Here is a 20260-nt window from a genome sequence, read left to right on the forward strand (position 1 = left end):
CGTCCCGCCCGGGGCACCGGCCGCCGTCGCGTTCCACGGCCCGGGCGCCTCAGCCGCCCGCCAGCACCTCGCACACCTGCCAGCCCGGCCGGGCGTGGTTGCCGGGGTCGACCGGCGTCGGCGGCGTGACCGCCGTGCCCTGCGCGGTGGCCAGCACCGGCTGCAGGAAGCCCGCCATCGAGGCGCCGCAGGGCTCCGGCCCGGCCTGCACCACCGAGTCCACCAGCCGCAGCTGCCCCGAGGCCAGGTCCACCCGGTCGAACTCGAAGGTCAGCTGCCGCCGCACGGTCTCCAGGGTGACCGGCGCCCCGGCCGGGGCGCCGGCCGGCTTGAGCGCGTAGACGAAGGTGTGGTCGGTGGTGATCTGCAGCGTCCCGCTGTCCGCCTCGTCGATCCGCATCGCGCCGACCACCTTCACGGTGTTCGAGGCCAACGCGACCTGTGCCGGGTCGAAGCGGACCATCCAGCCGGTCACCGCGTGGTGGCGGTCGTCCACCGGCTGCGCCACGCTCGCGTCGAACTCCGCCTGCTCACCCGGCGTGACGAAGACCCGTACGTCGGCGGTGGCGCCCTGGACCAGCGTCGCCGGGGAGAGCGAGGAGGCGACCAGGTAGCGCTGGACGGTGTCGAGCGCCTTGGCCACCTCGACCCGGCCGAAGTTCCCGGTGGCGGCGCCGGTCGGGGTGTTCAGCCCGATCGTGCCGTCCCCGTACCCGAGCGGCAGCGCGGCGAACGGGTCCGCCGGGTCGGCGACCGGGTGGACGGCCGACGCCGGGCTCAACGCGACCAGGCTGACGGTCAGTTGGCTGCCCTCGGGCCGCACCGCGGTGCCCTTCGGCGAGCTCACCCCGAAGTACACCGCGGCCCCGAAGGCGAGCAGGATGAGCAGCAGCAGGATGAGTGCCTGGCGCGGGACGGTGCCCAGCGGGCCGAACCGCACCCGCGACCGGGTGGCCTTGCCGAAGGAGCCCGCCAGCCGCTCCCGGGCGGAGAGTTCCTGGATGCGGGCAGCCCGCACGAACGATTCGTCGAACACGACGGACCGGAATTCGTCCTCGTTGCCGGAACCGCCCTCGGGCGTCCCCTCAGGAGGCTCTCGCGGGTCACCCACACCACCAGGGTAGGCGGACACCAGCGCCGCCACGAGGGTCCGGGCGCACATTCCCGGGAACGCTCCGTGACCACTGCCCCGGGGCGTGCGCCCCCGGGCGCTCGGGCTAGCCCGCGGGCGCCGTGACCACCAGCGGGGGCTCCGCCGGGGCCTGCCCGGGGGCCACCCCGGTGCTGCTGCTGCCGGACTGGGGGCGCCGGGGCGTGCCCGAGGGGCCGCCCACCCCCTGGTAGATCGCCGCGACGGCGACCGCCACCAGGCTCACCCCCATGATCACGGCGAGCACCCAGGCCACCGGCCGGTGCCACCGCTGCTGGGCCACGTACCGCCCGGGAACGCGCACCGGGTCGTCACCGCGCCGCCACCGCCGGACCCGGCGGTCGGCCGCCCGGCCCGGCCCCGACCAGGGGTCGGGGTAGAGGTGGTCCGCGTCGAGTCCGCTCGGGTACGGGCGCAGCTCCAGCGGCAGCCCGTCCCCGGCCGGAACGTCACGGCCCCAGCCCGGCCCCGCGGCGTCCGGCTCGAACCGGGCCTCGGCGGCGGCGAGTTGCCGCTCCTTGGCGGTCGGCTCGTGCACGGCGGCGGACCGGACGAAGGCCTCGTCGAAGACCACGGTGGCGAACTCGTCGTCCGCACCACCGTGGTCGGAGCCGTCGGGGTACGGGAAGCCCCCCACATCCTCAGCCACGGATTCAGCGTATTACCGGCCGGACGATTTGTCTGTGGCTCCCGGCAGTTGGTCCGTCGCACGTGTGACGGACGCCCCGCGCGCGCCGCCCGGCGGCCGTCCGCGCCCCCGCCCGCGGCCTGCGGCCTGCGCGCCTACTCGACCCCGCCGCCCACGGTCTGCGCGGCCTCGCCCCGCACGTGCCCGTCACCAGTGACGATGTACTTGGTGCTGGTCAGCTCGGGCAGGCCCATCGGGCCGCGGGCGTGCAGCTTCTGGGTGGAGATGCCGATCTCCGCGCCGAAGCCGAACTCGCCGCCGTCGGTGAAGCGGGTGGAGGCGTTGACGGCCACCGTGGTGGAGTCCACCAACCGGGTGAAGCGGCGGGCGGCGGCCTGCGAAGTGGTGACGATCGCCTCGGTGTGGCCGGAGGACCAGCGGCGGATGTGCTCGACGGCGGCGTCCAGCGAGGGCACCACGGCGGCGGCCAGGTCCAGCGAGAGGTACTCGGTGCCCCAGTCCTCGTCGGTGGCCGGCACCACGGTGGCCGGTCCGCCCTCGGCGGCCTTCAGCACCGCCTCGTCGCCGTGCACGGTGACCCCGGCCCCGGCGAGCGCCGCCAGCGCGAGCGGCAGGAAGGCGTCCGCGACGTCCTGGTGGACCAGCAGCGTCTCGGCGGAGTTGCAGACGCTGACCCGCTGCGCCTTGGAGTTCAGCAGGATGCCGACGGCCATCGCCAGGTCGGTCTCGGCGTCCACGTAGACGTGGCAGTTGCCGGTGCCGGTCTCGATCACCGGGACGGTGGAGCCCTCGACCACGGTGCGGATCAGCGAGGCGCCGCCGCGCGGGATCAGCACGTCCACGTAGCCGCGGGCGCGCATCAGCTCCCGCACCGACTCCCGGCTCTCCCCCGGCACCAGCTGGACCGCGTCGGCGGGCAGCCCGGCCGCGGCGACGGCGTCGCGCACCACGGCGACCAGCGCGCTGTTGGAGCGGTAGGCCGAGGCGGAGCCGCGCAGCAGCACCGCGTTGCCGGACTTGAGGCAGAGCGCGGCGGCGTCCGCGGTGACGTTCGGGCGGGCCTCGTAGATGATGCCGACCACGCCGAGCGGCACCCGGACCTGCCGCACGTCCAGGCCGTTGGGCAGGGTGTAGCCGCGCACCACCTCGCCGACCGGGTCGGGCAGGCCGGCCACGTCGCGCACGTCCGAGGCGATCGCGGCGATCCGCTCGTCGGTCAGGGTCAGCCGGTCGATCACCGACTCGGCCGTGCCGGCCGCCCGGGCCCGCTCCACGTCCTCGGCGTTGGCCGCGACGATCTCCGCGCTGCGGGCCACCAGCGCGTCCGCGACCGCCAGCAGCGCGGCGTCCTTCGCGCCGCGCGGCAGCGGGGCGAGCGCGGCGGCGGCCTCCCGGGCTCGGCGCGCTACGGCGAGGACGGGGCTGTCGGCGGTGGCGAGATCGCTGGTCATGCCGCCAAGGGTAGCGACTGCGCCGGCCCCGCCCGGGCGGCATTTCGCCCGGTGAGACAGCTCGGTACGGCGTTCGGTACGGGCGCTCAGTACGGGTGCACGCCGCCCAGGTGCGGCGGCGGCTCGCCGAAGCCCTCCGCCACCCGCTTGTGGTACGTCGCCCGGTCGACCACCTCCAGCCCGACGATCTCCCAGGGCGGCAGGTTCGAGGTGACCTTGTGCTCGCCCCACAGCCGCAGCGCGATGGCCGCCGCGTCGTGCAGGTCCCGGGCCTGCTCCCAGTAGCGGATCTCGGCGTGGTCGGCCGCGTAGCGGGCGGTCAGGAAGAACGAGTGGTCGTGCGCCAGCTGCTCCAGCGAGGCGCGCAGCGCGGACAGCGGGGTGACCTGCCCGGCCACGCTCAGCACCACGTGCCACAGCCGCGCCTGCTCGGGCACGGTGGGCGGCTGGGCCGCCCGGTCGAGTTCGGGCCGCATCCCGCGCATCCCGCCGGGCCGCTGCGTCGGCGGACCGGCCGGCTCGGCGGGGCCGTCCCCGCGTCCGCCGTCGATGCTGGTCAGCCGCCGGCCCGCGGTCCCTGCGGTCAGCGCTGCCTCGCGCCTGCGTTCCACCGGCGGCCTCCTGTTCGGCGATGTCGTGTCGTCCCCACCGGCCCCGTCGGCCCTCGGCCGACCGGTACGGCTGCGCCCCTCCTCGCCCGCGGCCGGGCCGCTCCCGGTACGGAGCGGCCCGCCGTCCGCGCGGCGCCGATCGGCCGGGCGGCCGGTGCCGGGGCAGGCCCCGGCACGGTCGACCGGGCCGGTCAACCGCGCAGAACGACCAGGTCGTCGCGGTGGACGACCTCGCGCTCGTACGCGGCGCCGAACTCCTGGGCCAGGTCGCGGGTGGACCGGCCGAGCAGGCGGGGCAACTCCCTCGCATCAAAGTTGACCAGTCCGCGAGCCACGATGTGGCCGTTTTCGGCAAGAAGGTCCACCGGATCACCCGCGGCGAACTCCCCGTCGACCTTGGTGACCCCGGCGGGCAGCAGCGAGGCGCCGCCGGAGACGACCGCCCGGACGGCGCCCTCGTCCAGGTGCAGCGCCCCGCGCGGGCTGCTCGCGTGGGCCAGCCAGAGCATCCGGTCGGAGGTGCGGCTGCCGGTGCGCAGGAAGAGCGTGCCGGTGGGCCGGCCGGCCAGCGCGTCGGCGGCCTGGCTGGCGGCGGTGAGCACGACCGGGATGCCGGCGCCGGTGGCGATCCGGGCCGCCTCGACCTTGGTGACCATGCCGCCGGTACCGACGCCGGCCTTGCCGGCGCTGCCGATCTCGATGCCGTCGAGGTCCTGCGGGCCGCGCACCTCGGCGATCCGGCTGGTGCCGGGGCGGGACGGGTCGCCGTCGTACAGGCCGTCCACGTCGGAGAGCAGTACGAGCAGGTCGGCGCGGACCAGGTGGGCGACCAGGGCGGCCAGCCGGTCGTTGTCGCCGAACTTGATTTCGGCGGTGGCGACGGTGTCGTTCTCGTTGACGATCGGCATCGCGCCCATCGCCAGCAGCTGGTCCAGGGTGCGGTACGCGTTGCGGTAGTGGGCGCGCCGGCTGGCGTCCTCGGCGGTGAGCAGCACCTGGCCGACCCGGATGCCGTACCGGGCGAAGGAGGCGGTGTAGCGGGCGACCAGCAGGCCCTGGCCGACGCTGGCGGCGGCCTGCTGGCGGGCCAGGTCCTTGGGCCGGCGGTCCAGGCCGAGCGGGGCGAGCCCGGCGGCGATCGCGCCGGAGGAGACGAGCACCACCTCCGGGGCCTCGGGGCGGCCGCGCAGCTTGGCGAGCGCGTCCACCAGGGCGTCGACGCGGTCGGCGTCCAGGCCGCCGGTCGCCGTGGTCAGGGACGAGGAGCCGACCTTGACGACGATCCGCCGTGCGGTCAGCACCTCCTCCCGCAGAGGGTCCTCGCTCATCTCGCTGTACGCCCTTCCGGTGTGGTGCGGGTACGGCGGGGCCCGGGCCCGGCCGTCACCCCCGAAATCTACGCGATCCCCGCAGGTCACCGGCGGGGTGTTTCACCGGATGGACCGGATCCGGTACGGGTCGCCGCGGGCCGCCCGCCAAGCCGGATGGCTGGTATGGTCCCTGACCGCAAGCCAGATCGGGGGACGGCTTCTTGCCCGCTGTACCCATGTCGTCATCGACCCTTCCTGTCACGACGGGCGGCGCCGCACTGGGCAAAGGCCGGCAACGGTCGCGGCCGTGCGCCCAGGAGAAATGCGCACCATGCGTTCGTACACCACCAAGCTGACCGTCGCCGCGCTCGCGGCGGCCACCGCCCTCTCGCTCGCGGCCTGCGGGCCGGACAACCCGGACACCCCGGCCGGTACCGGCGGCGCCACCGGCGCGGCCCCGGCCCAGACCGGCGCGCCCCAGACCGGCGCGACCCCGGGTGCCACCGCCGGGGGCGCGGCCGGCGGTTCGGCCGCGGCCCCCTCGGGAGCGGCCCCCTCCGGTGCGGCGGGCGGGGCCGGCACGGCCGGCGCGGCGGGCGCCGGAGCCGTCCCGGCGGCCGCCACCAGCGTGAAGGTCGGCCAGAGCGCCACCGTGGACTTCGCCGACAAGACCTCCAAGGTCGCCACCAAGCTGGAGGTCACCATCACCGGCGTCGAGGCCGGTTCGGCGCAGGACTTCACCGCCGCCAAGATCAGCATCGTCGGCCTGGAAGGCCGCACCCCGATGTACGTCAGCTACACCATCAAGAACCTCGGGGACGCCAGCCTCTCCTTCACCGCCCCGGACTCGAAGCTCGTGCTCTTCGACACCACGGGCAAGAAGGGCGTCAACGTCCTGACCGCCGCGACCCCGCTGCCCAAGTGCACCGGCGCGAAGTTCCAGGGCGTGGCCAAGGGCGCCGAGGTCAAGGGCTGCACCATCATCTCCACCCCCGGCAACACCCCGGCCGCCGTCGGCTACACCGACCTGGCCGACCCGCTGAAGCTCCAGGCCTCCTGGACCAAGTGACGCCCCGTCACCGCCGGACACGCGGACGGCCCCTGCCGCCTCGACAGGTGGCAGGGGCCGTCCGGACCGGACCGGTCAGCGGTCCTCAGTCCTCAATCCTCAGTCCTCGTCATCGTCGCCCTCGATGGCGGCCTGGCGGCCGCTGGAGAGCGCCTCGAAGGCGAGGAACTCGGACTCGGCCGCGTCCCGGCCCTTCTGCTTCTCGCGACGGCGGTCGACCGCCGGGCGCGGGGTCTCGAAGCGGTGGTCCTCACCACGGCGGCCGAGCATCTCGGCACCGGCGGCCATGGTCGGCTCCCAGTCGAAGACGACGGCGTTCTCCTCGGGGCCGATGATGACGGTGTCACCCTCGTGCGCCCCGATCTTCCACAGCTCCTGCTCGATCCCGAGGCGGGCCAGCCGGTCGGCGAGGTAGCCGACGGCCTCGTCGTTGCTGAAGTCGGTCTGGCGGACCCAGCGCTCCGGCTTGACGCCGCGGATGCGGTACGCGCCGTCCTCCTCGGTGATGGTGAAGCCGGCGTCGTCGACGGCCTTGGGCCGCAGCACGATCCGGGTCGACTCCTCGGCCGGCTTGGCGGCGCGCGCCTCGGCGACGATCCCGGCCACGGCGAAGCTCAGCTCGCGCAGGCCCTTGCGGGAGGCGGCGGAGACCTCGAACACCCGGTAGCCGCGCTCCTCCAGGGAGGCGCGGGTCAGGTCGGCGATGTCCTGGCCGTCCGGGACGTCCACCTTGTTGAGCGCGACCAGGCGCGGACGGTCTTCCAGACCGCCGTACTCGGCGAGCTCGGCCTCGATGGTCTCCAGGTCGGTCAGCGGGTCGCGGCCGGGCTCCAGGGTGGCGCAGTCCAGCACGTGCACCAGCACCGAACAGCGCTCGACGTGGCGCAGGAACTCCAGGCCCAGGCCGCGGCCCTGGCTGGCGCCCGGGATCAGGCCGGGCACGTCGGCGATGGTGTAGACGGTGTCGCCCGCGGTGACCACGCCCAGGTTGGGGATCAGGGTGGTGAACGGGTAGTCCGCGATCTTCGGCTTGGCGGCCGAGAGCACCGAGATCAGCGAGGACTTGCCGGCGCTCGGGTAGCCGACCAGGGCCACGTCGGCGACGGACTTGAGCTCCATGACGATGTCACGGGCCTCGCCGGGCTCGCCGAGCAGCGCGAAGCCGGGCGCCTTGCGGCGGGCCGAGGCCAGCGCGGCGTTGCCGAGGCCGCCGCGGCCGCCCTGGGCCGCGACGAAGCTGGTGCCGTGGCCGACCAGGTCGGCCAGCACGTTGCCCTTGCGGTCCAGCACCACGGTGCCGTCCGGCACCAGCAGGACGAGGTCCTCGCCGTCCGCGCCGGTGCGGTGGCCGCCCGCGCCCGGCTTGCCGTTGGTGGCCTTGCGCTTGGGCGAGTGGTGGTACTCCAGCAGGGTGGTGACCTGCGAGTCCACGGTGAGGATGACGCTGCCGCCCTCCCCGCCGTTGCCGCCGTCCGGGCCGCCGAGCGGCTTGAACTTCTCGCGGTGCACGGAGGCGCAGCCGTGGCCCCCGTTACCCGCGGCGACGTGAAGTTCGACGCGGTCCACGAAGGTGGTCATGGGTGTGCCTCCAGTGCGCGAGAGTCTGCTTGCTACCTGCGTAAAGCGTGAAGGGTGGACCGGAGAATTCCGGCCCACCCTTCACTGTGAGTCTTGTCCCGACCCGGTGGGTCTTCTCAGACTCGGGAGTCCGCGGGGACTCAGGCCTCGACGGCCACGATGTTGACGACCTTGCGGCCACGACGGGTGCCGAACTGCACCGCACCGGCGGTCAGCGCGAACAGGGTGTCGTCGCCACCGCGGCCGACACCGGCACCCGGGTGGAAGTGGGTGCCGCGCTGGCGGACGAGGATCTCGCCGGCGGAGACGACCTGGCCACCGAAGCGCTTCACGCCGAGGCGCTGGGCGTTCGAGTCACGGCCGTTACGAGTAGAGCTTGCGCCCTTCTTGTGTGCCATTTTTCGCTATCCCCTTACTTGCTGACCGAGTCGATGCTGGTGATGCGCACCGCGGTGTGCTGCTGACGGTGACCCTGACGGCGGCGGTAGCCGGTCTTGTTCTTGTAACGCAGGATGACGATCTTGTCACCCTTGGTCTGGTCGACCACCTCGGCGTGAGCCTTCACGCCGGCCAGGACCCACGGGTCGGAGGTGACAGCGTCACCGTCGACGACGAGGATGGTCGAGAGCTCGACCGAGTCACCCGGCTTGGCCTCGATACGGTCGATCTCCAGCACGTCGCCGACGGCGACCTTGTGCTGGCGGCCGCCTGCGCGAACGATCGCGTACATGCGGTACCTGCTTTCCTTGCTCGGTCGGAACCCCCGACGCCAGCCACCTGGGTACGGACACAGGAGCCTCTCCCCGGCCCTCCACGCGAACGCGGTGACCTCGGGAAGGTGATGTGCTCGGGAGCAATGGCGTAGACACGCCGATGGTCAAGAATACGGACCGGCCGCCCGGGGGGCAAACCGGCCCGTACGGCCCGGAGCGGGATCACTCCCGCCCCGGGGCGTGGGCACTACTCGGACGCCGTATCACCCTCGGCGGCCGCGGCCTTCTTGGCCGCCGCGCTCGTCCGCTTGGTGGCGGTCTTGCGGGCGGTGGTCTTCTTGGCCGCCGTGGTGGTCTTCTTGGCGGCGGTCTTCTTCGCGGCGGTCTTGCGGGCGGCCCGCTTCTTCGGCGCCGGCGCCTCCTCGGCCGCAGCCTCGGCGGCGGCCTCGACGGCCTCGGCGGTCTCCGGTGCCTCGACGGCCTCCGGAGCCTCGGCGACGACCGCGGCCTCCGCGGCCACGACCGGCTCACCCGGCGCCTCGGTGACGGCCTCGGCCGCGGCTTCCGCGACCGCCGGGGCGGCGGCCTCCAGGGCCGCCTCCAGCGCCGCCTCGGCCTTGGCCTGGAGCACCACGATCTCGGCGGTGCCCGGGGAGCCCGCCGGAGCGGTCGCCTTGCGCACCGCGCGGCGGCGCGGACGGCCCGCCGGAGCGGCGGCCGGGGCCTCCGCCACGGGAGCCTCGACGACCGGGGCCGGGACGGCGGGAGCCGCCTCGGCCGGGGCCTCGACGCCCGGGACCTCCAGGGCCAGCTGGCCCTCGATCTCCTCGCGCACCGGCTCGGCCGGCTCGGCGAAGGCCTCCACCGCGACCGGCTCGGCCGCCACGGCCACCGCGGCCTCGACGGCCTGCGGCTCCTCGTGGCCCGCGCCGCCCTTGCCCCGGCGACGGCGCTTGCCGCTGCCCGCACCGGCCTCGCCCGCCACCACGGGGGCGTGGACGTGGGCGCTCGGCTGCTCCATGTGGACGATCACGCCGCGGCCGTTGCAGTGCACGCACGGCTCGGAGAAGGACTCCAGCAGGCCCTGGCCGACCCGCTTGCGGGTCATCTGGACCAGGCCCAGCGAGGTGACCTCGGCCACCTGGTGCTTGGTCCGGTCCCGGCCCAGGCACTCCAGCAGGCGGCGCAGCACCAGGTCGCGGTTGGACTCCAGCACCATGTCGATGAAGTCGATCACGATGATGCCGCCGAGGTCGCGCAGCCGCAGCTGGCGCACGATCTCCTCGGCCGCCTCGATGTTGTTCCGGGTGACCGTCTCCTCCAGGTTGCCGCCCTGGCCGACGAACTTCCCGGTGTTGACGTCGATGACGACCATCGCCTCGGTGCGGTCGATCACCAGCGAACCGCCGCTGGGCAGCCAGACCTTGCGGTCCAGCGCCTTCATCAGCTGCTCGTCGATCCGGTAGGTGGCGAACACGTCCACCTCGGAGGTCCACCGCTGGAGCCGCTCGGCGAGGTCCGGGGCCACGTTGGAGACGTACTCGTGGATGGTCTTCCACGCCTCGTCGCCGGAGACGATGACCTTGGTGAAGTCCTCGTTGAAGATGTCGCGGACGACCCGGACGGTCATGTCCGGCTCGCCGTACAGCAGCGCCGGGGCGTTGCCGGTCGCGGCCTTCTTCTGGATGTCCTCCCACTGCTGCTGGAGGCGCTGGACGTCGCGGGTCAGCTCCTCCTCGGAGGCGCCCTCGGCGGCGGTGCGCACGATGACGCCCGCGTCGTCCGGGACGATCTTCTTGAGGATCTGCTTCAGTCGGGCGCGCTCGTTCTCCGGGAGCTTGCGCGAGATGCCGGTCATCGAGCCCTCGGGCACGTACACCAGGTAGCGGCCGGGCAGCGAGATCTGGCTGGTCAGGCGGGCGCCCTTGTGGCCGATCGGGTCCTTGGAGACCTGCACCAGCACGGACTGGCCGGACTTCAGCACCGACTCGATCCGGCGCGGGCCGCCGTGGCCCAGCGCGCCGAAGTTGACCTCGCCGGCGTACAGCACCGCGTTGCGGCCCTTGCCGATGTCGACGAAGGCGGCCTCCATCGACGGCAGCACGTTCTGGACCTTGCCCAGGTAGACGTTGCCGACGTACGAGGTGGCCTGCTCCTTGTTGACGTAGTGCTCGACCAGCACGCCGTCCTCGAGGACGCCGATCTGGGTCCGCTGGCCGCTCTGGCGCACCACCATGACGCGCTCGACCGACTCGCGGCGGGCCAGGAACTCGGCCTCGGTGATGATCGGCACCCGGCGGCGGCCCAGCTCGCGGCCCTCGCGGCGGCGCTGCTTCTTGGCCTCCAGACGGGTCGAGCCCTTGATGGACTGCACCTCGTCCGGGTCGAACGACGGCTCGGTGGAACGGCGGCGCGGCTCGCGCACCTTCACCACCGTACGGACGCCGTCCTCGGTGGTCTCGGCGGTCTCGACGGCGCCGGCCTCACCGCTGCGGCGGCGACGGCGACGGCGGCGGCGCGACGAGGACAGGCCGGCGGCCAGGTCGTCGTCCTCCTCGCCCTCGTCCTCGGCGACGGCCTCGGCCGACTCCTCGACGGACTGCTCGGTCTCGACGGCCTCGGCGGCCTCGAACTCCTCGGCCTCACCGCGGCGACGGCGGCGACCGCCCCGGCGGCGACGGCGCGACGGACGGCCGTCCTCCCACTCGTCCTCGGTCTCCGGACCGGCGGCGGGGGCCTCGACGGCGGGCGCCTCGACGACCGGGACCTCGACGACGGGTGCCGCGACCGGCGCCTTCGCCGCGGCCTTGGCGGCCTTCGCGGCGGCCTTCACCGGAGCCTGGGCGCCCGACTTGCGACGGGTCGGCTCGACCCGGGTGCGGACCCGGCGGCGACGGCCGACACCGCTGTACTCGAACTCGTCGTCCTCCTCCTCGCGCCCGGCCTGCACCGGGGCCGCGGCCGGAGCCTCGGCCTTCGCCGGGGCGGCGGCGGGCTGCTGCGGAGCGGCCTGCGCCACCGGAGCGGACGGCGCGGCCTGTGCCGCCTGAGCGGACGGCGCGACGAAGGAGGCGGGCTCCTGGAACACCGGCGCCTGGAAGACGGCGGTGGCCGGGCGGACCGCACGGCGGCGCACCCGGTGGGGCGGCTCGGCCTCGGCGGCCGGGGCAGCAGCGGCGGGCCGGGCGGCCGGCGCGGCGGCGGGGGCCTCGGCGGCCTCCTCCTCGGCCTCCTCCACGACGGCGGGCTCCTCGGCCTGCGGCTCCTCGGCGGCGGGCTCCGCCACCGGGGCCTCGACGACCGGCGCGGCCTCGACCACGCGACGGCGGCGGGGGCGGCGGGCCGGAGCGGCCGGGGCCTCCTCGGCCACCGGCTCGGCGGCGGGGGCCTCCACGGCGGGGGTCTCGACGGCCGGCGCCTCGACGACGGGGGCCGCGGCCTCGGCCACGGGGGCACCGGCGGGCGCCTCGGCGCGCTTGCGGGTACGACGGGCCCGGACGGGCTTCTCGGCGGCCGGCTCGGCCGTCGGCTCGGCCGTCGGCTCGGCGGTCTCCGCCTTCGCGGCCTTGGCGGCCCTGGTGGTCTTCGAGGCCTTCGCGGCCTTCACGGGGGCCTCGGCCACCGGGGCCTCGACGGCCTCCGGCGCGGTCACCACGATCGGGGTGGCCTCCGGCGCCCCGGCCGGGGCCTCGGCGCGCTTACGGGTACGGCGGGCCCGGACGGGCTTCTCGGCGGCCGGCTCGGCCGTCGGCTCCACGGCCGGAGCCGGGGCGGCCGCGGGGGCCTCGGCCGGCACGACCGTCTCGGCCGCGTCGGCGGCCGCACCCTGCGGGGTACCCGCCGGGCGGGACACCGCGCGGCGGCGACGGCGCGGCGGCGCGGCGGACGCGCCCTCACCACCGGTCGCGGCGGTTTCGTTCTGTTCCGTGGCCGCAGTCTGCTGCGGATCGGTGTTATCGAGCATGCGGGTGGATCTCCCGTCAGGCCCCCGGGCTCCGCATCCGGGCACGGCACGGCACCGCTGGGCGGCCGGCATCACGACGATGCCTGGACCGGACCCTTGGAACGGTGCCGCCGCGCGGACGCGAGGCCGCACAGGGGCTCGTAGTCTCGCTCGGCGCCCCGCACACGGCGGGGTGTCGAAAGTCTTCTGGTCTGACCAGTCTTCTGAGGTTTTCCCAAGCTGCGCCGTCCCCCAACCCCGGGTGGCTCCCGGACGGGGTCCCGGACCGGCCGACCTTCCTGGTCGGCAGGCCCCGGTTGGCAGGCCTGCGCTGCGACGACGCTCGCTCCCCTGGGGAGCCGCGGGAACCCTGGAGGACCGTCGGGCCCAGTGAGGCACTGGGCCCGGCCTCCCCCCGCTAGGCGGACGCGGTAGCGTGCGGCCCTGCTGCCGGCTCCGAGCCGACCGGGGCCGCTGCGCGGTCGAGCGCCAGCGGGTCGGTCACCGTGCCGGACTCCTCGTCGAGCGGCCCCTGCGCCAGCCTGGTCACCTCTGCGGGGACCGGCGGCGCCAGGTCGGCCGTCACACGGAGACCGGACAATACGTCGTCGGGTCGTACGGCTGGTGTGGCGTGTCGTACTACCAGGCGCAGTATCGCACAGGGACGGCCGGTCCGAACATCGCGGTCGGTTCCGGCCCCGGCGTCCGCACCGGCCTCGACCTGGGCCGGGACGGCTTCCAGCGCCGCCACCGCGCCCCGCGCGTCGAAGACCCGCAGGCCGTTCTTGGTGCGGCGCTCGACCTCGACCCGCTCGGCGGCGAGGAAGCGCGCGACCGCGTCGGCGGCCGCGTCGGGCTCGACACCGTCCAGCCGGAGCAGCCACTCGGAGGCCTCCAGGCGCTCCACGAAGTTCGGCGTCCGCACCTCGACCGCGTCGATCACGTCCAGGCCCGTCGGCAGCGACTCGTCCAGCTGCGCCCGCAGCTGCTCGGGGTCGCGGACAGCGGCCAAGCCGATCTCCAGGTACTCCGCCTCGCTCGCCACCCCGGTCGGGGCCGCGTTCGCGTAGGAGACCTTCGGGTGCGGGGTGAAGCCGGCCGAATAGGCCATCGGAACGGCGGACCGGCGCAGGGCGCGCTCGAAGGCGCGCTGGAAGTCGCGGTGGCTGGTGAAGCGGAGCCGGCCGCGCTTGGTGTAGCGGAGACGAATCCGCTGCACCGTCGGCGCGGGCGGCGGACCGTCGGGCGTACGGCGTGCCAGGGTCGCTCAGTCCTTAGTCAGTTGTCCCCGTCCGGCGTGGCGTCTTCCCGCCACTGTCCGGACTCTGTCACCTCAAAGGGTACGCGCCCCGCCACCCCCCTCGCTCCGCCCCTGGTCAGAGCCGCTCCTCAGTCCAGCGATCCGGGCTCGGCCAGCCACCTGGCCTTGAGGTCGGCGTGCTTGGCGATGGTCTCGAAGTCCCGGTCGTAGTGCAGCACGGTCAGTCCGTGGTGCATCGCCGTGACGGCGACCACAAGGTCGACCACACCCGCGGACCGATGGCTGCCCGATTCGGCGAGCCGAAGCTGGAGCGCCGGAATCCGCTGCCAGACGTCATCAGGCACGACCCACCAGGTGTACAACCGCTCGAACTGCGCCCGCATGGCCCGCATTTCGGCGGCCGACCGAGCCGAGTACAGCAGCTCGCCCTCAGTCGGAGCGCACATGCCGATCTTCCCGGAGGCCAGGGCCTCGCCCCAGAGCGACAGCGTCGCCGGTTTCGCGATCAGCCGCGCCGCTGCCGAGGTGTCGATCAGGAAGCCTTCCCGAGCTCCCATTCAGCCCCACCCTGCTTTCCGCGCCGGACCTCGTCCTTGAACCCGGGCTCCAGCACCTTGTCGAACGCGCCGTCCTCAGCGAGCCGCGCGAGTTCCTGCAGCGCGAGCTCCCTGCGGCGCCGCGCCCCTATCTCCGCCAGCGCAGCGTTGACGGTGTCCTTCTTCGTCGTGGTTCCGAGCACCTCGGCAGCCAGGGCCAGCGCTTCTTCATCGATGTCGATCATCGTCTTGGCCATACTCTACACCTCCCCTTATCTACACTGGAACCATGTTTAAATTCTATACTCAATCAGGGTCCCCAGATAGACAGTAGCGCCCCGCGCTGGATACATCCAGCACGGGGCGCCGAGGCTGTACGACTACTTGTTGACGACCGTCAGGGGGAGCATCTTCTTGCCGGTGGGGCCGATCTGGATCTGGGTGTCCATCTGGGGCTAGATAGAGGCAGTCCCAAAACCGTCGAGGGGGTCACCGACATGGCGAAGCGCACCCGTACGACACGCGCCGCGCAGCAGAAGGCGTACACGGTAGAGGCCGAGTGGACCGCTGCGGATCTGGCGCTGCTGGCGGACCTGATGAGAGCCGAGGCCGCCCTTCCGGCGGACGCGCCCCGGGCGCTGCTCTCGGTCCGGCTGTCCGTGCTGACGGAAGACACCACCTCCCCCGTCCGCCAGGAGCTCGACCTCCGCCGCGAAGCCCTGAACCGGGGGTGCCGGGTGGTCGGCGTCGCCAGCGACCTGAACGTGTCCGCGACCAAGGTGCCCCCGTGGAAGCGGAAGCAGCTGGGCGACTGGCTGAACAACCGGTCGCCCGAGTTCGACGTGCTGCTGTTCTGGAAGCTCGACCGGTTCATCCGCCGGCTCTCCGACCTGAACACGATGATCGACTGGGCGTTGAAGTACGGGAAGAACCTGGTCTCCAAGCACGACTCGATCGACCTGACCACGGTCGTCGGCAAGATCCTGGTGACGCTGATCGGCGGCATCGCGGAGATCGAGGCCACCAACACGAGCACCCGGGTCGCGAGCCTCTGGGACTACGCCAAGACCCAGTCCGCCTGGCTGGTCGGCAAGCCCGCCTTCGGGTACACGACCGCCGAGGACGAGAACGGGAACGTCGTCCTCGTCATCGAGGACGACGCCCACAAAGCCCTGCACTGGTGCCGCCGCATGGCCCGTCGAGGCGTCTCCGCTACCCGCATGGTCAAGCTGCTCAAGCGCGCGGGTCTCGCCAGCGACGGCCTCACGGCCACGACCCTCCTCCGCCAGCTCCGCAACCCCGCTTTGATGGGCTACCGGGTAGAAGAGGAGAAGAAGGGCAGCGCCCGCCGGTCCAAGCTCGTCCTGGACAAGGCCGGGAAGCCCATCCGGGTCGCGGAGGCCGTCTTCGCCGACGATGAGTTCCACGAGCTCCAAGCGGATCTCGACAAGCGCAGCAAGAACCAGCCCCAGCGCCGGCCCGGCGGAGCCACGAAGTTCCTCGGGGTCTTCGTCTGCGTCGACTGCAAGACGAACATGCTGGAACAGCGGAACCGCGTCAAGGACCGGGTGTACGAGTACCTGCGGTGCCAGGGCTGCAAGGGCGGAGGCCTGGGCGCCACCAACCCCGACGCGATCAACGCCAAGCTCGTCCTCGACGTGCTGTCAGTCCTCGGCGACGAGCCCGTGCAGGTGCGCGAGTACGCACGAGGCGCAGAGGCGCGCGCCCATGTGGCGCAGCTTGAGGAGTCCATCGCCTACTACATGAAGGAACTGGAGCCCGGCGGCCGGTACGCCAAGACGCGGTTCACGCGCGAGCAGGCGGAGGAGACGCTGGACAAGCTGATCACCGAACTCGGGGAAATCGACCCCGAGACCACCGAAGACCGGTGGGTGAACGTGGCCAACGGGAAGACGTTCCGCCAGCAGTGGGAGGCCGGCGGTACCGAGGCCATGGCGGCGGACCTCCTGAGGGTGGGCGTCCGCTGCGAGGTCACCCGAACCAAGGTCAAGGGTCAGCGGGCTCCCGCGATCAAGCTGCGACTCATGATCCCCAAGGACTACCGCGACCGGCTGATCGTGAAGGAAGACGACTTCGCGAGCAAGCTCTGACGGCGGCAGCCCCCGTCATCACGGCGGGGGCTGCCAGTCATCAGTGCTTGGCCGAGTCGTACGGCTCCTCATGCCCGTCGTCGTCCACGATGACGATCTCGCTTTCGATGACCAGGGCCCGGAGCACCTGCGGTAGCAACGGAGCCGGTGCCGCGTCGCACGGACCTATCGCTGCTACCCCCGCCTGCTTGGCCGTCATGGTCTCTCCCCTGCCTGCTCCGCGCGGACGATCTCCCGGTTGGTGGCGAGGTCTTCGGCGATGCCGGCCGCGACGAGCGCTTCGGCCGGGGTGTGGCCGGTCCCTACGAAGCGCCAGGCACCTTCGGCCACGGTCTCGTCGTCCCAGTCCGCGTACAGGCCGCAGGCGTGTTCGGCGCGGGCGGCTCTGAGCTGCCCATATGTAGTGGAGTAGGCCCGCGTCTTGGTCAGGCAGTGCCCCCGGTACCCGAGCATGTGGGCCCAGGCCCGAAGCCGCAGGTGCTGAAGTTCGGGCAAGCCGCCGAGGCGCCAGGCGGTGGTGATGAGGGCGCGGACGTGCGGGCTGACGCGCAGGGCCTGTATCTCTGCCAGAGACTCGATACGGCGATCGACAGCGCCGGCGGCCTCCACACTTTTGCTCGTGTACTTGGCGACGTAGGCCGCCACTGCATCGTCCGAGATGTGCCCGCCACCTCCCGTTATAAGGGGGTGCACATCCAGCTGAGCGCCGAAGCCGAGCCGTCCACCGCCGGAGGCCATCGAGTCGGGACCCGGGAGCGCCACGGCAGCGACCGCCGAGCGGACGGCCTCCAGCAGGAGGTCTTCTGCTGCCCACGGCGGAGGCGGAGTAGTGGGACCGTCCGGGCCGTCGAGTCTGATGACGGCGTGGAAGTGGACGGCGCCACGCTTCTGGTACTCGGCGACCTTGGCGGTGGAGACCCTGACCAGGGTGCGCACCTCTGAGCGGCCGACGCCCGCCCCGGTGGCGAGGTGGTGGTACAGGTTGTCGCGGAAGGCCTTCCACAGGGCCGGGGCCATGGCGTTCCACAGGACGTGCCCGGGGTAGTCGTAGCAGTCCGAGCAGAGCGGTTGCCCGACGAGCGGGTCAGCCTCCAGGTGGGTTCGACCGCAGCCTTGGCAGCCGCCGTGCTCACACCGTCGACGCCAAGCCGGGTGGCAGTCGCCCGCCCGGTGCACCGGCCCGAACGACGGCGCGGTCAGGGTGACGAACAACCGCGGGTGCGTCCGTACCGTTTCCGGGACGCCTTTGCCACCGACCAGACCGGAGCGGACCAGGTGGAAGGTGTCGCCGCTGTGCTCCCAGGAGCAGGGCGCGCAGCGGGAGGCCCGCCGGTTGCGGCAGCGGACGGCGAGCCGGTCACCGGGTTCGGTGCCGGTCGAGTAGTGGCGCAGGACTTCGCCGGTGTCGGCGTCGAGGGTGGTGGTGTGCCCAGCGAGGTAGACCGGCTCGGCACACCCACCGGTGGTACGGATCTGCTCCAGCCAGCGGTTCAGGTCCGGCATCTCACCGAGGCGGACGAAGTCACGTTCTGTCGGCGGCAGTTGGCGCAGCCGCGCCTCCCGGTCGAGGAAGGCACGGCGTGCGGTGGGGTCGGTGTACGGGTTGGTGCCGGCGGTCATGGTGGATGTCTCCAGGGCCAGGGTCTGCCGGGCCCCGGCCGGGCCAGGCATGCGGTGGCGCGGCCGGGGGCGGCGGTGGGACGGGCGGGCTGGGCGGCTGGTCGGGTCGGCACAGTGATCACGCCTCTCAGGTGGTGTGGGTGAGTCCCTGGACGAGCCAGGTCACCGCGTAGACGACGGGGTCGGCCCAGCCGATGCGGTCGAGGTAGATCCCGAGGACGCCGACGAGGACGACGTGCCAGATCTTGAGTTCGCCGGAGCGGACCAGGAGGTAGGTGACGAGGGCCAGGACGGCGGTCAGGATGAGAGCGGCGCCCATCAGATGTAGACCCCTTCGTTCGGCTCGTCCGCCGTGTGGAGGCCGGGCCAGGACGGAGCCAGCCGGGCGTACTTCCTCGCCGCTCGGCGTGCCTGTTCGGGGGTGACGTGGACGGACCGGGCGCGGATCCACCGACCGTCGGCGCCAACCGTGATGGCGACGCCCTGCTCAGCGGCGGTGATCTGCTGCGCGGCAGCCAGGGCGTCCTTGTCGAGATCGCCCAGCGCCATCTCCGCCGTCCCGGCATCGTTCACCCGGTGGCAGACCCGGCCGGCCAACTGCGCCCGCAAGGCGGTCACCCCGGGGCCGAGGTCGGAGCCGACCCGTTGCCCCGCGACCACCAGGTGGACGCCCAGAGCGGCACCGAGCTGGGCGAGCCGGAGCAGGTTGGTGGAGATCTCCCCCACCTCCGCCTTGTCGTCCCTGGTCGCCACCAGGTACAGCTCCGCTACCTCGTCCACGATGACGACGACCGGCATCTTGCGAAGCTTCGGCGGCAGGTCCCAGACGGACCGGGCCCCGACCGAGCGGCACAGCTGCATCCGGGCTTCGGTCTCCGCGACCAGCTCCGCGAGCAGGTGGGCGGCTTCCGCCCGGGTGGCCGCCAGAGCCGACAGCCGGTCCTCGAACAGGGACAGCTCCATGCCGCCCTTGAGGTCGATGCCGAACAGGGCGACGCGTTGCGGGGCGAGTTCCTTCACCAGCGCGGCGATGAGGGTGGACTTCCCGGAGCGGGTCGCGCCGACGATCAGCCAGTGCGGCGCCCGCCGCAGGTCGATCGTCCAGGCCCGGCCGTCCTCCAGCAGCCCGACCGCCGCCCGCAACAGCCGCTCCTTCAACCGGTACGGCGCCACCGGCGTGATCAGCGGGTCCCAGGCGAGCGCCGAGAGGGTGAGGAACCCGCGCTCGTCCGCGACCAGCCGTACCGCGTGCACCCGCCAGGCATGGGTGAGCGCGTCGAGGGCCTCGGCGAAGTGCTCGGGCACCTGCCCGGGGTGAAGCCGCACCCGCACGTCGATGCCGCCACGCCGGCACTTCGCGACACCCAGCCGGGGCGGTGTCGGCCGAAGCGGATCCCCTCGAACCATCAAGTCCCCGACTCTGGCCCGCCCCGGACGTTTGGCCACAGCGAGGCCGAGGTTCGTGGTCAGACGCCGCCACGTCATCCGGACTCGGATCACGGTCGCCGGGTAGCCGAACAGGTGCCACCAGAGATAGGGGTGGCTGCGCCTCAGCACCGGGGCCATGCTGAGCGCGATGAGCACCGTTGCCAGCATCGCCACCCAGAGCAGTTGAAGGACGATCACAGCCGTCCCCCGTTCTCCACCGCCGTGTTGTGGGCCACGGTCTCCAGGTCACGGGCCTGGCCGGCAGCCTTGGTGGCGATGCCGGCGATGTGGTCGAAGAGCTGAGCCCCCTCGTCGTCCCGCCCGAACGGGTCGACCTCTTCGGCCAGGTCGCCGAGTTCACGCAGCAGGCCGCGCAGCTTCACACGGGTCGCGCCGCTCATCAGGCGTCGCCGCCCTTGCGGGAGGCCGCCGGAGCCGGGACGGCAACCGGAACCGGGGTGATGGCGTCGGCCCGGAAGGACAGGCCGTGCCGGTCCCCCATCGCCCAGGAGAAGGCCATCAGGCCGGTGACGTGCACCCGCACGCCCTCCACGACGCCGACCGGTTCGCCGGACACGCTGATCTCGATGATCGAGGCCCGCCGGCCGTCCTGCCGGACCGCGACCCCGACCGTGTAGACGGTCTGGCCCTCCCGGTCCTTCCTGATCTCCCCGGTCTCGCGGTTCGCGATCCGCACTTCGGGGGCAACGATGCAGGTCATCGCGCCGATCCGGGTTCCGTCCACGGGAATGGACTGCATGAGCGCACACTCCTCTGGCACCAAGGCGTGACGTCAGTCGTCAAACGTACTTACCTTTGGCGCCTCGATG

20 protein-coding genes are annotated in these 20260 nt (G+C 73.1%); 2 read left to right on the plus strand and 18 right to left on the minus strand.

Features of this window, described 5'->3' with window-relative positions; genetic code table 11:
* Positions 1 to 49: 49 nt before the first annotated feature.
* The 5 genes from ACFRQN_RS20730 to proB form a co-directional block, all read right to left on the minus strand.
* The gene (locus ACFRQN_RS20730) at positions 50 to 1111 is read right to left on the minus strand and encodes a hypothetical protein (RefSeq protein ID WP_143204456.1); all 1062 of its coding nucleotides are present in this window, start codon (positions 1109 to 1111) and stop codon (positions 50 to 52) included.
* Between the two features lie 106 nt (positions 1112 to 1217).
* Positions 1218 to 1799 carry a hypothetical protein gene (locus ACFRQN_RS20735; RefSeq protein ID WP_074000709.1) on the minus strand — a complete coding sequence of 194 codons (582 nt, stop codon included), beginning with the start codon at positions 1797 to 1799 and terminating at the stop codon, positions 1218 to 1220.
* 134 nt (positions 1800 to 1933) lie between these two features.
* Positions 1934 to 3250: a glutamate-5-semialdehyde dehydrogenase gene (locus ACFRQN_RS20740; protein ID WP_074000708.1), complete on the minus strand. Its 1317-nt coding sequence runs from the start codon at positions 3248 to 3250 to the stop codon at positions 1934 to 1936.
* A gap of 86 nt (positions 3251 to 3336) precedes the next feature.
* Positions 3337 to 3861, minus strand: a complete 525-nt coding sequence (locus ACFRQN_RS20745; RefSeq protein WP_074000707.1) for a hypothetical protein — start codon at positions 3859 to 3861, stop codon at positions 3337 to 3339.
* 191 nt (positions 3862 to 4052) lie between these two features.
* Positions 4053 to 5189 (minus strand): glutamate 5-kinase, encoded by a 1137-nt coding sequence (gene proB / locus ACFRQN_RS20750; protein ID WP_049660991.1) that lies wholly within the window; start codon positions 5187 to 5189, stop codon positions 4053 to 4055.
* Between the two features lie 304 nt (positions 5190 to 5493).
* Between proB and ACFRQN_RS20755 the strand changes: the two genes are divergently transcribed.
* Positions 5494 to 6240, plus strand: a complete 747-nt coding sequence (locus ACFRQN_RS20755; protein ID WP_380741478.1) for a hypothetical protein — start codon at positions 5494 to 5496, stop codon at positions 6238 to 6240.
* Between the two features lie 99 nt (positions 6241 to 6339).
* On the opposite strand, the gene obgE is transcribed toward ACFRQN_RS20755, so the two are convergent.
* From obgE to ACFRQN_RS20790, 7 genes are all read right to left on the minus strand, one after another.
* Positions 6340 to 7818: a GTPase ObgE gene (gene obgE, locus ACFRQN_RS20760; protein WP_049659936.1), complete on the minus strand. Its 1479-nt coding sequence runs from the start codon at positions 7816 to 7818 to the stop codon at positions 6340 to 6342.
* Positions 7819 to 7958: 140 nt separating this feature from the next.
* The gene (rpmA, locus tag ACFRQN_RS20765) at positions 7959 to 8216 is read right to left on the minus strand and encodes a 50S ribosomal protein L27 (protein ID WP_030309712.1); all 258 of its coding nucleotides are present in this window, start codon (positions 8214 to 8216) and stop codon (positions 7959 to 7961) included.
* A gap of 14 nt (positions 8217 to 8230) precedes the next feature.
* A complete protein-coding gene (gene rplU / locus ACFRQN_RS20770; protein ID WP_045696828.1) occupies positions 8231 to 8548 on the minus strand; it encodes a 50S ribosomal protein L21 in 318 nt (105 codons plus the stop codon).
* A 230-nt stretch (positions 8549 to 8778) separates the two neighbouring features.
* Positions 8779 to 12495 (minus strand): ribonuclease E/G, encoded by a 3717-nt coding sequence (locus ACFRQN_RS20775; RefSeq protein WP_380741479.1) that lies wholly within the window; start codon positions 12493 to 12495, stop codon positions 8779 to 8781.
* A 397-nt stretch (positions 12496 to 12892) separates the two neighbouring features.
* On the minus strand, positions 12893 to 13693 hold the full coding sequence (locus tag ACFRQN_RS20780; RefSeq protein ID WP_049659422.1) for a TIGR03936 family radical SAM-associated protein: 801 nt from the start codon (positions 13691 to 13693) through the stop codon (positions 12893 to 12895).
* A 170-nt stretch (positions 13694 to 13863) separates the two neighbouring features.
* On the minus strand, positions 13864 to 14292 hold the full coding sequence (locus ACFRQN_RS20785; RefSeq protein WP_117487745.1) for a PIN domain nuclease: 429 nt from the start codon (positions 14290 to 14292) through the stop codon (positions 13864 to 13866).
* A complete protein-coding gene (locus ACFRQN_RS20790) occupies positions 14268 to 14528 on the minus strand; it encodes a type II toxin-antitoxin system VapB family antitoxin (protein WP_117487746.1) in 261 nt (86 codons plus the stop codon). Before ACFRQN_RS20790 ends, ACFRQN_RS20785 begins: the two co-directional genes overlap by 25 nt.
* Before the next feature lie 240 nt (positions 14529 to 14768).
* Here ACFRQN_RS20790 and ACFRQN_RS20795 point away from each other — a divergent pair, with 240 nt between their 5' ends.
* Positions 14769 to 16382: a recombinase family protein gene (locus ACFRQN_RS20795; protein ID WP_380741480.1), complete on the plus strand. Its 1614-nt coding sequence runs from the start codon at positions 14769 to 14771 to the stop codon at positions 16380 to 16382.
* Between the two features lie 40 nt (positions 16383 to 16422).
* Here the strand turns inward: ACFRQN_RS20795 and ACFRQN_RS20800 are convergent, their stop codons facing one another.
* The 6 genes from ACFRQN_RS20800 to ACFRQN_RS20825 all read right to left on the minus strand — a co-directional run bounded on the left by ACFRQN_RS20800 (position 16423) and on the right by ACFRQN_RS20825 (position 20190).
* Positions 16423 to 16581 carry a hypothetical protein gene (locus ACFRQN_RS20800; protein WP_380741481.1) on the minus strand — a complete coding sequence of 53 codons (159 nt, stop codon included), beginning with the start codon at positions 16579 to 16581 and terminating at the stop codon, positions 16423 to 16425.
* Positions 16578 to 18002, minus strand: a complete 1425-nt coding sequence (locus ACFRQN_RS20805) for a replication initiator (RefSeq protein WP_380741482.1) — start codon at positions 18000 to 18002, stop codon at positions 16578 to 16580. Before ACFRQN_RS20805 ends, ACFRQN_RS20800 begins: the two co-directional genes overlap by 4 nt.
* Positions 18003 to 18129: 127 nt before the next feature.
* On the minus strand, positions 18130 to 18321 hold the full coding sequence (locus ACFRQN_RS20810; protein ID WP_380741483.1) for a hypothetical protein: 192 nt from the start codon (positions 18319 to 18321) through the stop codon (positions 18130 to 18132).
* The gene (locus ACFRQN_RS20815; RefSeq protein ID WP_380741484.1) at positions 18321 to 19328 is read right to left on the minus strand and encodes an FtsK/SpoIIIE domain-containing protein; all 1008 of its coding nucleotides are present in this window, start codon (positions 19326 to 19328) and stop codon (positions 18321 to 18323) included. The genes ACFRQN_RS20810 and ACFRQN_RS20815 overlap by 1 nt, the downstream gene beginning before the upstream one ends.
* A gap of 296 nt (positions 19329 to 19624) precedes the next feature.
* A complete protein-coding gene (locus ACFRQN_RS20820) occupies positions 19625 to 19831 on the minus strand; it encodes a hypothetical protein (protein WP_117487749.1) in 207 nt (68 codons plus the stop codon).
* Complete coding sequence (locus tag ACFRQN_RS20825) at positions 19831 to 20190, minus strand: hypothetical protein (RefSeq protein ID WP_380741485.1); 360 nt, start codon at positions 20188 to 20190, stop codon at positions 19831 to 19833. Before ACFRQN_RS20825 ends, ACFRQN_RS20820 begins: the two co-directional genes overlap by 1 nt.
* Positions 20191 to 20260 lie beyond the last annotated feature (70 nt).

The sequence above is a fragment of the Kitasatospora sp. NPDC056800 genome, assembly GCF_042789775.1.
Classification (GTDB): Bacteria; Actinomycetota; Actinomycetes; order Streptomycetales; family Streptomycetaceae; genus Kitasatospora.

What these genes read in the sequence shown, in the direction of transcription:
- ACFRQN_RS20740 (WP_074000708.1), bottom strand. Translation starts at nt 3,250, where the DNA reads ATGACCAGCGATCTCGCCACCGCCGACAGCCCCGTCCTCGCCGTAGCG.
- proB (WP_049660991.1), bottom strand. Translation starts at nt 5,189, where the DNA reads ATGAGCGAGGACCCTCTGCGGGAGGAGGTGCTGACCGCACGGCGGATC.
- ACFRQN_RS20755 (WP_380741478.1), top strand. Translation starts at nt 5,494, where the DNA reads ATGCGCACCATGCGTTCGTACACCACCAAGCTGACCGTCGCCGCGCTC.
- obgE (WP_049659936.1), bottom strand. Translation starts at nt 7,818, where the DNA reads ATGACCACCTTCGTGGACCGCGTCGAACTTCACGTCGCCGCGGGTAAC.
- rpmA (WP_030309712.1), bottom strand. Translation starts at nt 8,216, where the DNA reads ATGGCACACAAGAAGGGCGCAAGCTCTACTCGTAACGGCCGTGACTCG.
- rplU (WP_045696828.1), bottom strand. Translation starts at nt 8,548, where the DNA reads ATGTACGCGATCGTTCGCGCAGGCGGCCGCCAGCACAAGGTCGCCGTC.
- ACFRQN_RS20775 (WP_380741479.1), bottom strand. Translation starts at nt 12,495, where the DNA reads ATGCTCGATAACACCGATCCGCAGCAGACTGCGGCCACGGAACAGAAC.
- ACFRQN_RS20785 (WP_117487745.1), bottom strand. Translation starts at nt 14,292, where the DNA reads ATGGGAGCTCGGGAAGGCTTCCTGATCGACACCTCGGCAGCGGCGCGG.
- ACFRQN_RS20790 (WP_117487746.1), bottom strand. Translation starts at nt 14,528, where the DNA reads ATGGCCAAGACGATGATCGACATCGATGAAGAAGCGCTGGCCCTGGCT.
- ACFRQN_RS20795 (WP_380741480.1), top strand. Translation starts at nt 14,769, where the DNA reads ATGGCGAAGCGCACCCGTACGACACGCGCCGCGCAGCAGAAGGCGTAC.
- ACFRQN_RS20800 (WP_380741481.1), bottom strand. Translation starts at nt 16,581, where the DNA reads ATGACGGCCAAGCAGGCGGGGGTAGCAGCGATAGGTCCGTGCGACGCG.
- ACFRQN_RS20805 (WP_380741482.1), bottom strand. Translation starts at nt 18,002, where the DNA reads ATGACCGCCGGCACCAACCCGTACACCGACCCCACCGCACGCCGTGCC.
- ACFRQN_RS20810 (WP_380741483.1), bottom strand. Translation starts at nt 18,321, where the DNA reads ATGGGCGCCGCTCTCATCCTGACCGCCGTCCTGGCCCTCGTCACCTAC.
- ACFRQN_RS20820 (WP_117487749.1), bottom strand. Translation starts at nt 19,831, where the DNA reads ATGAGCGGCGCGACCCGTGTGAAGCTGCGCGGCCTGCTGCGTGAACTC.
- ACFRQN_RS20825 (WP_380741485.1), bottom strand. Translation starts at nt 20,190, where the DNA reads ATGCAGTCCATTCCCGTGGACGGAACCCGGATCGGCGCGATGACCTGC.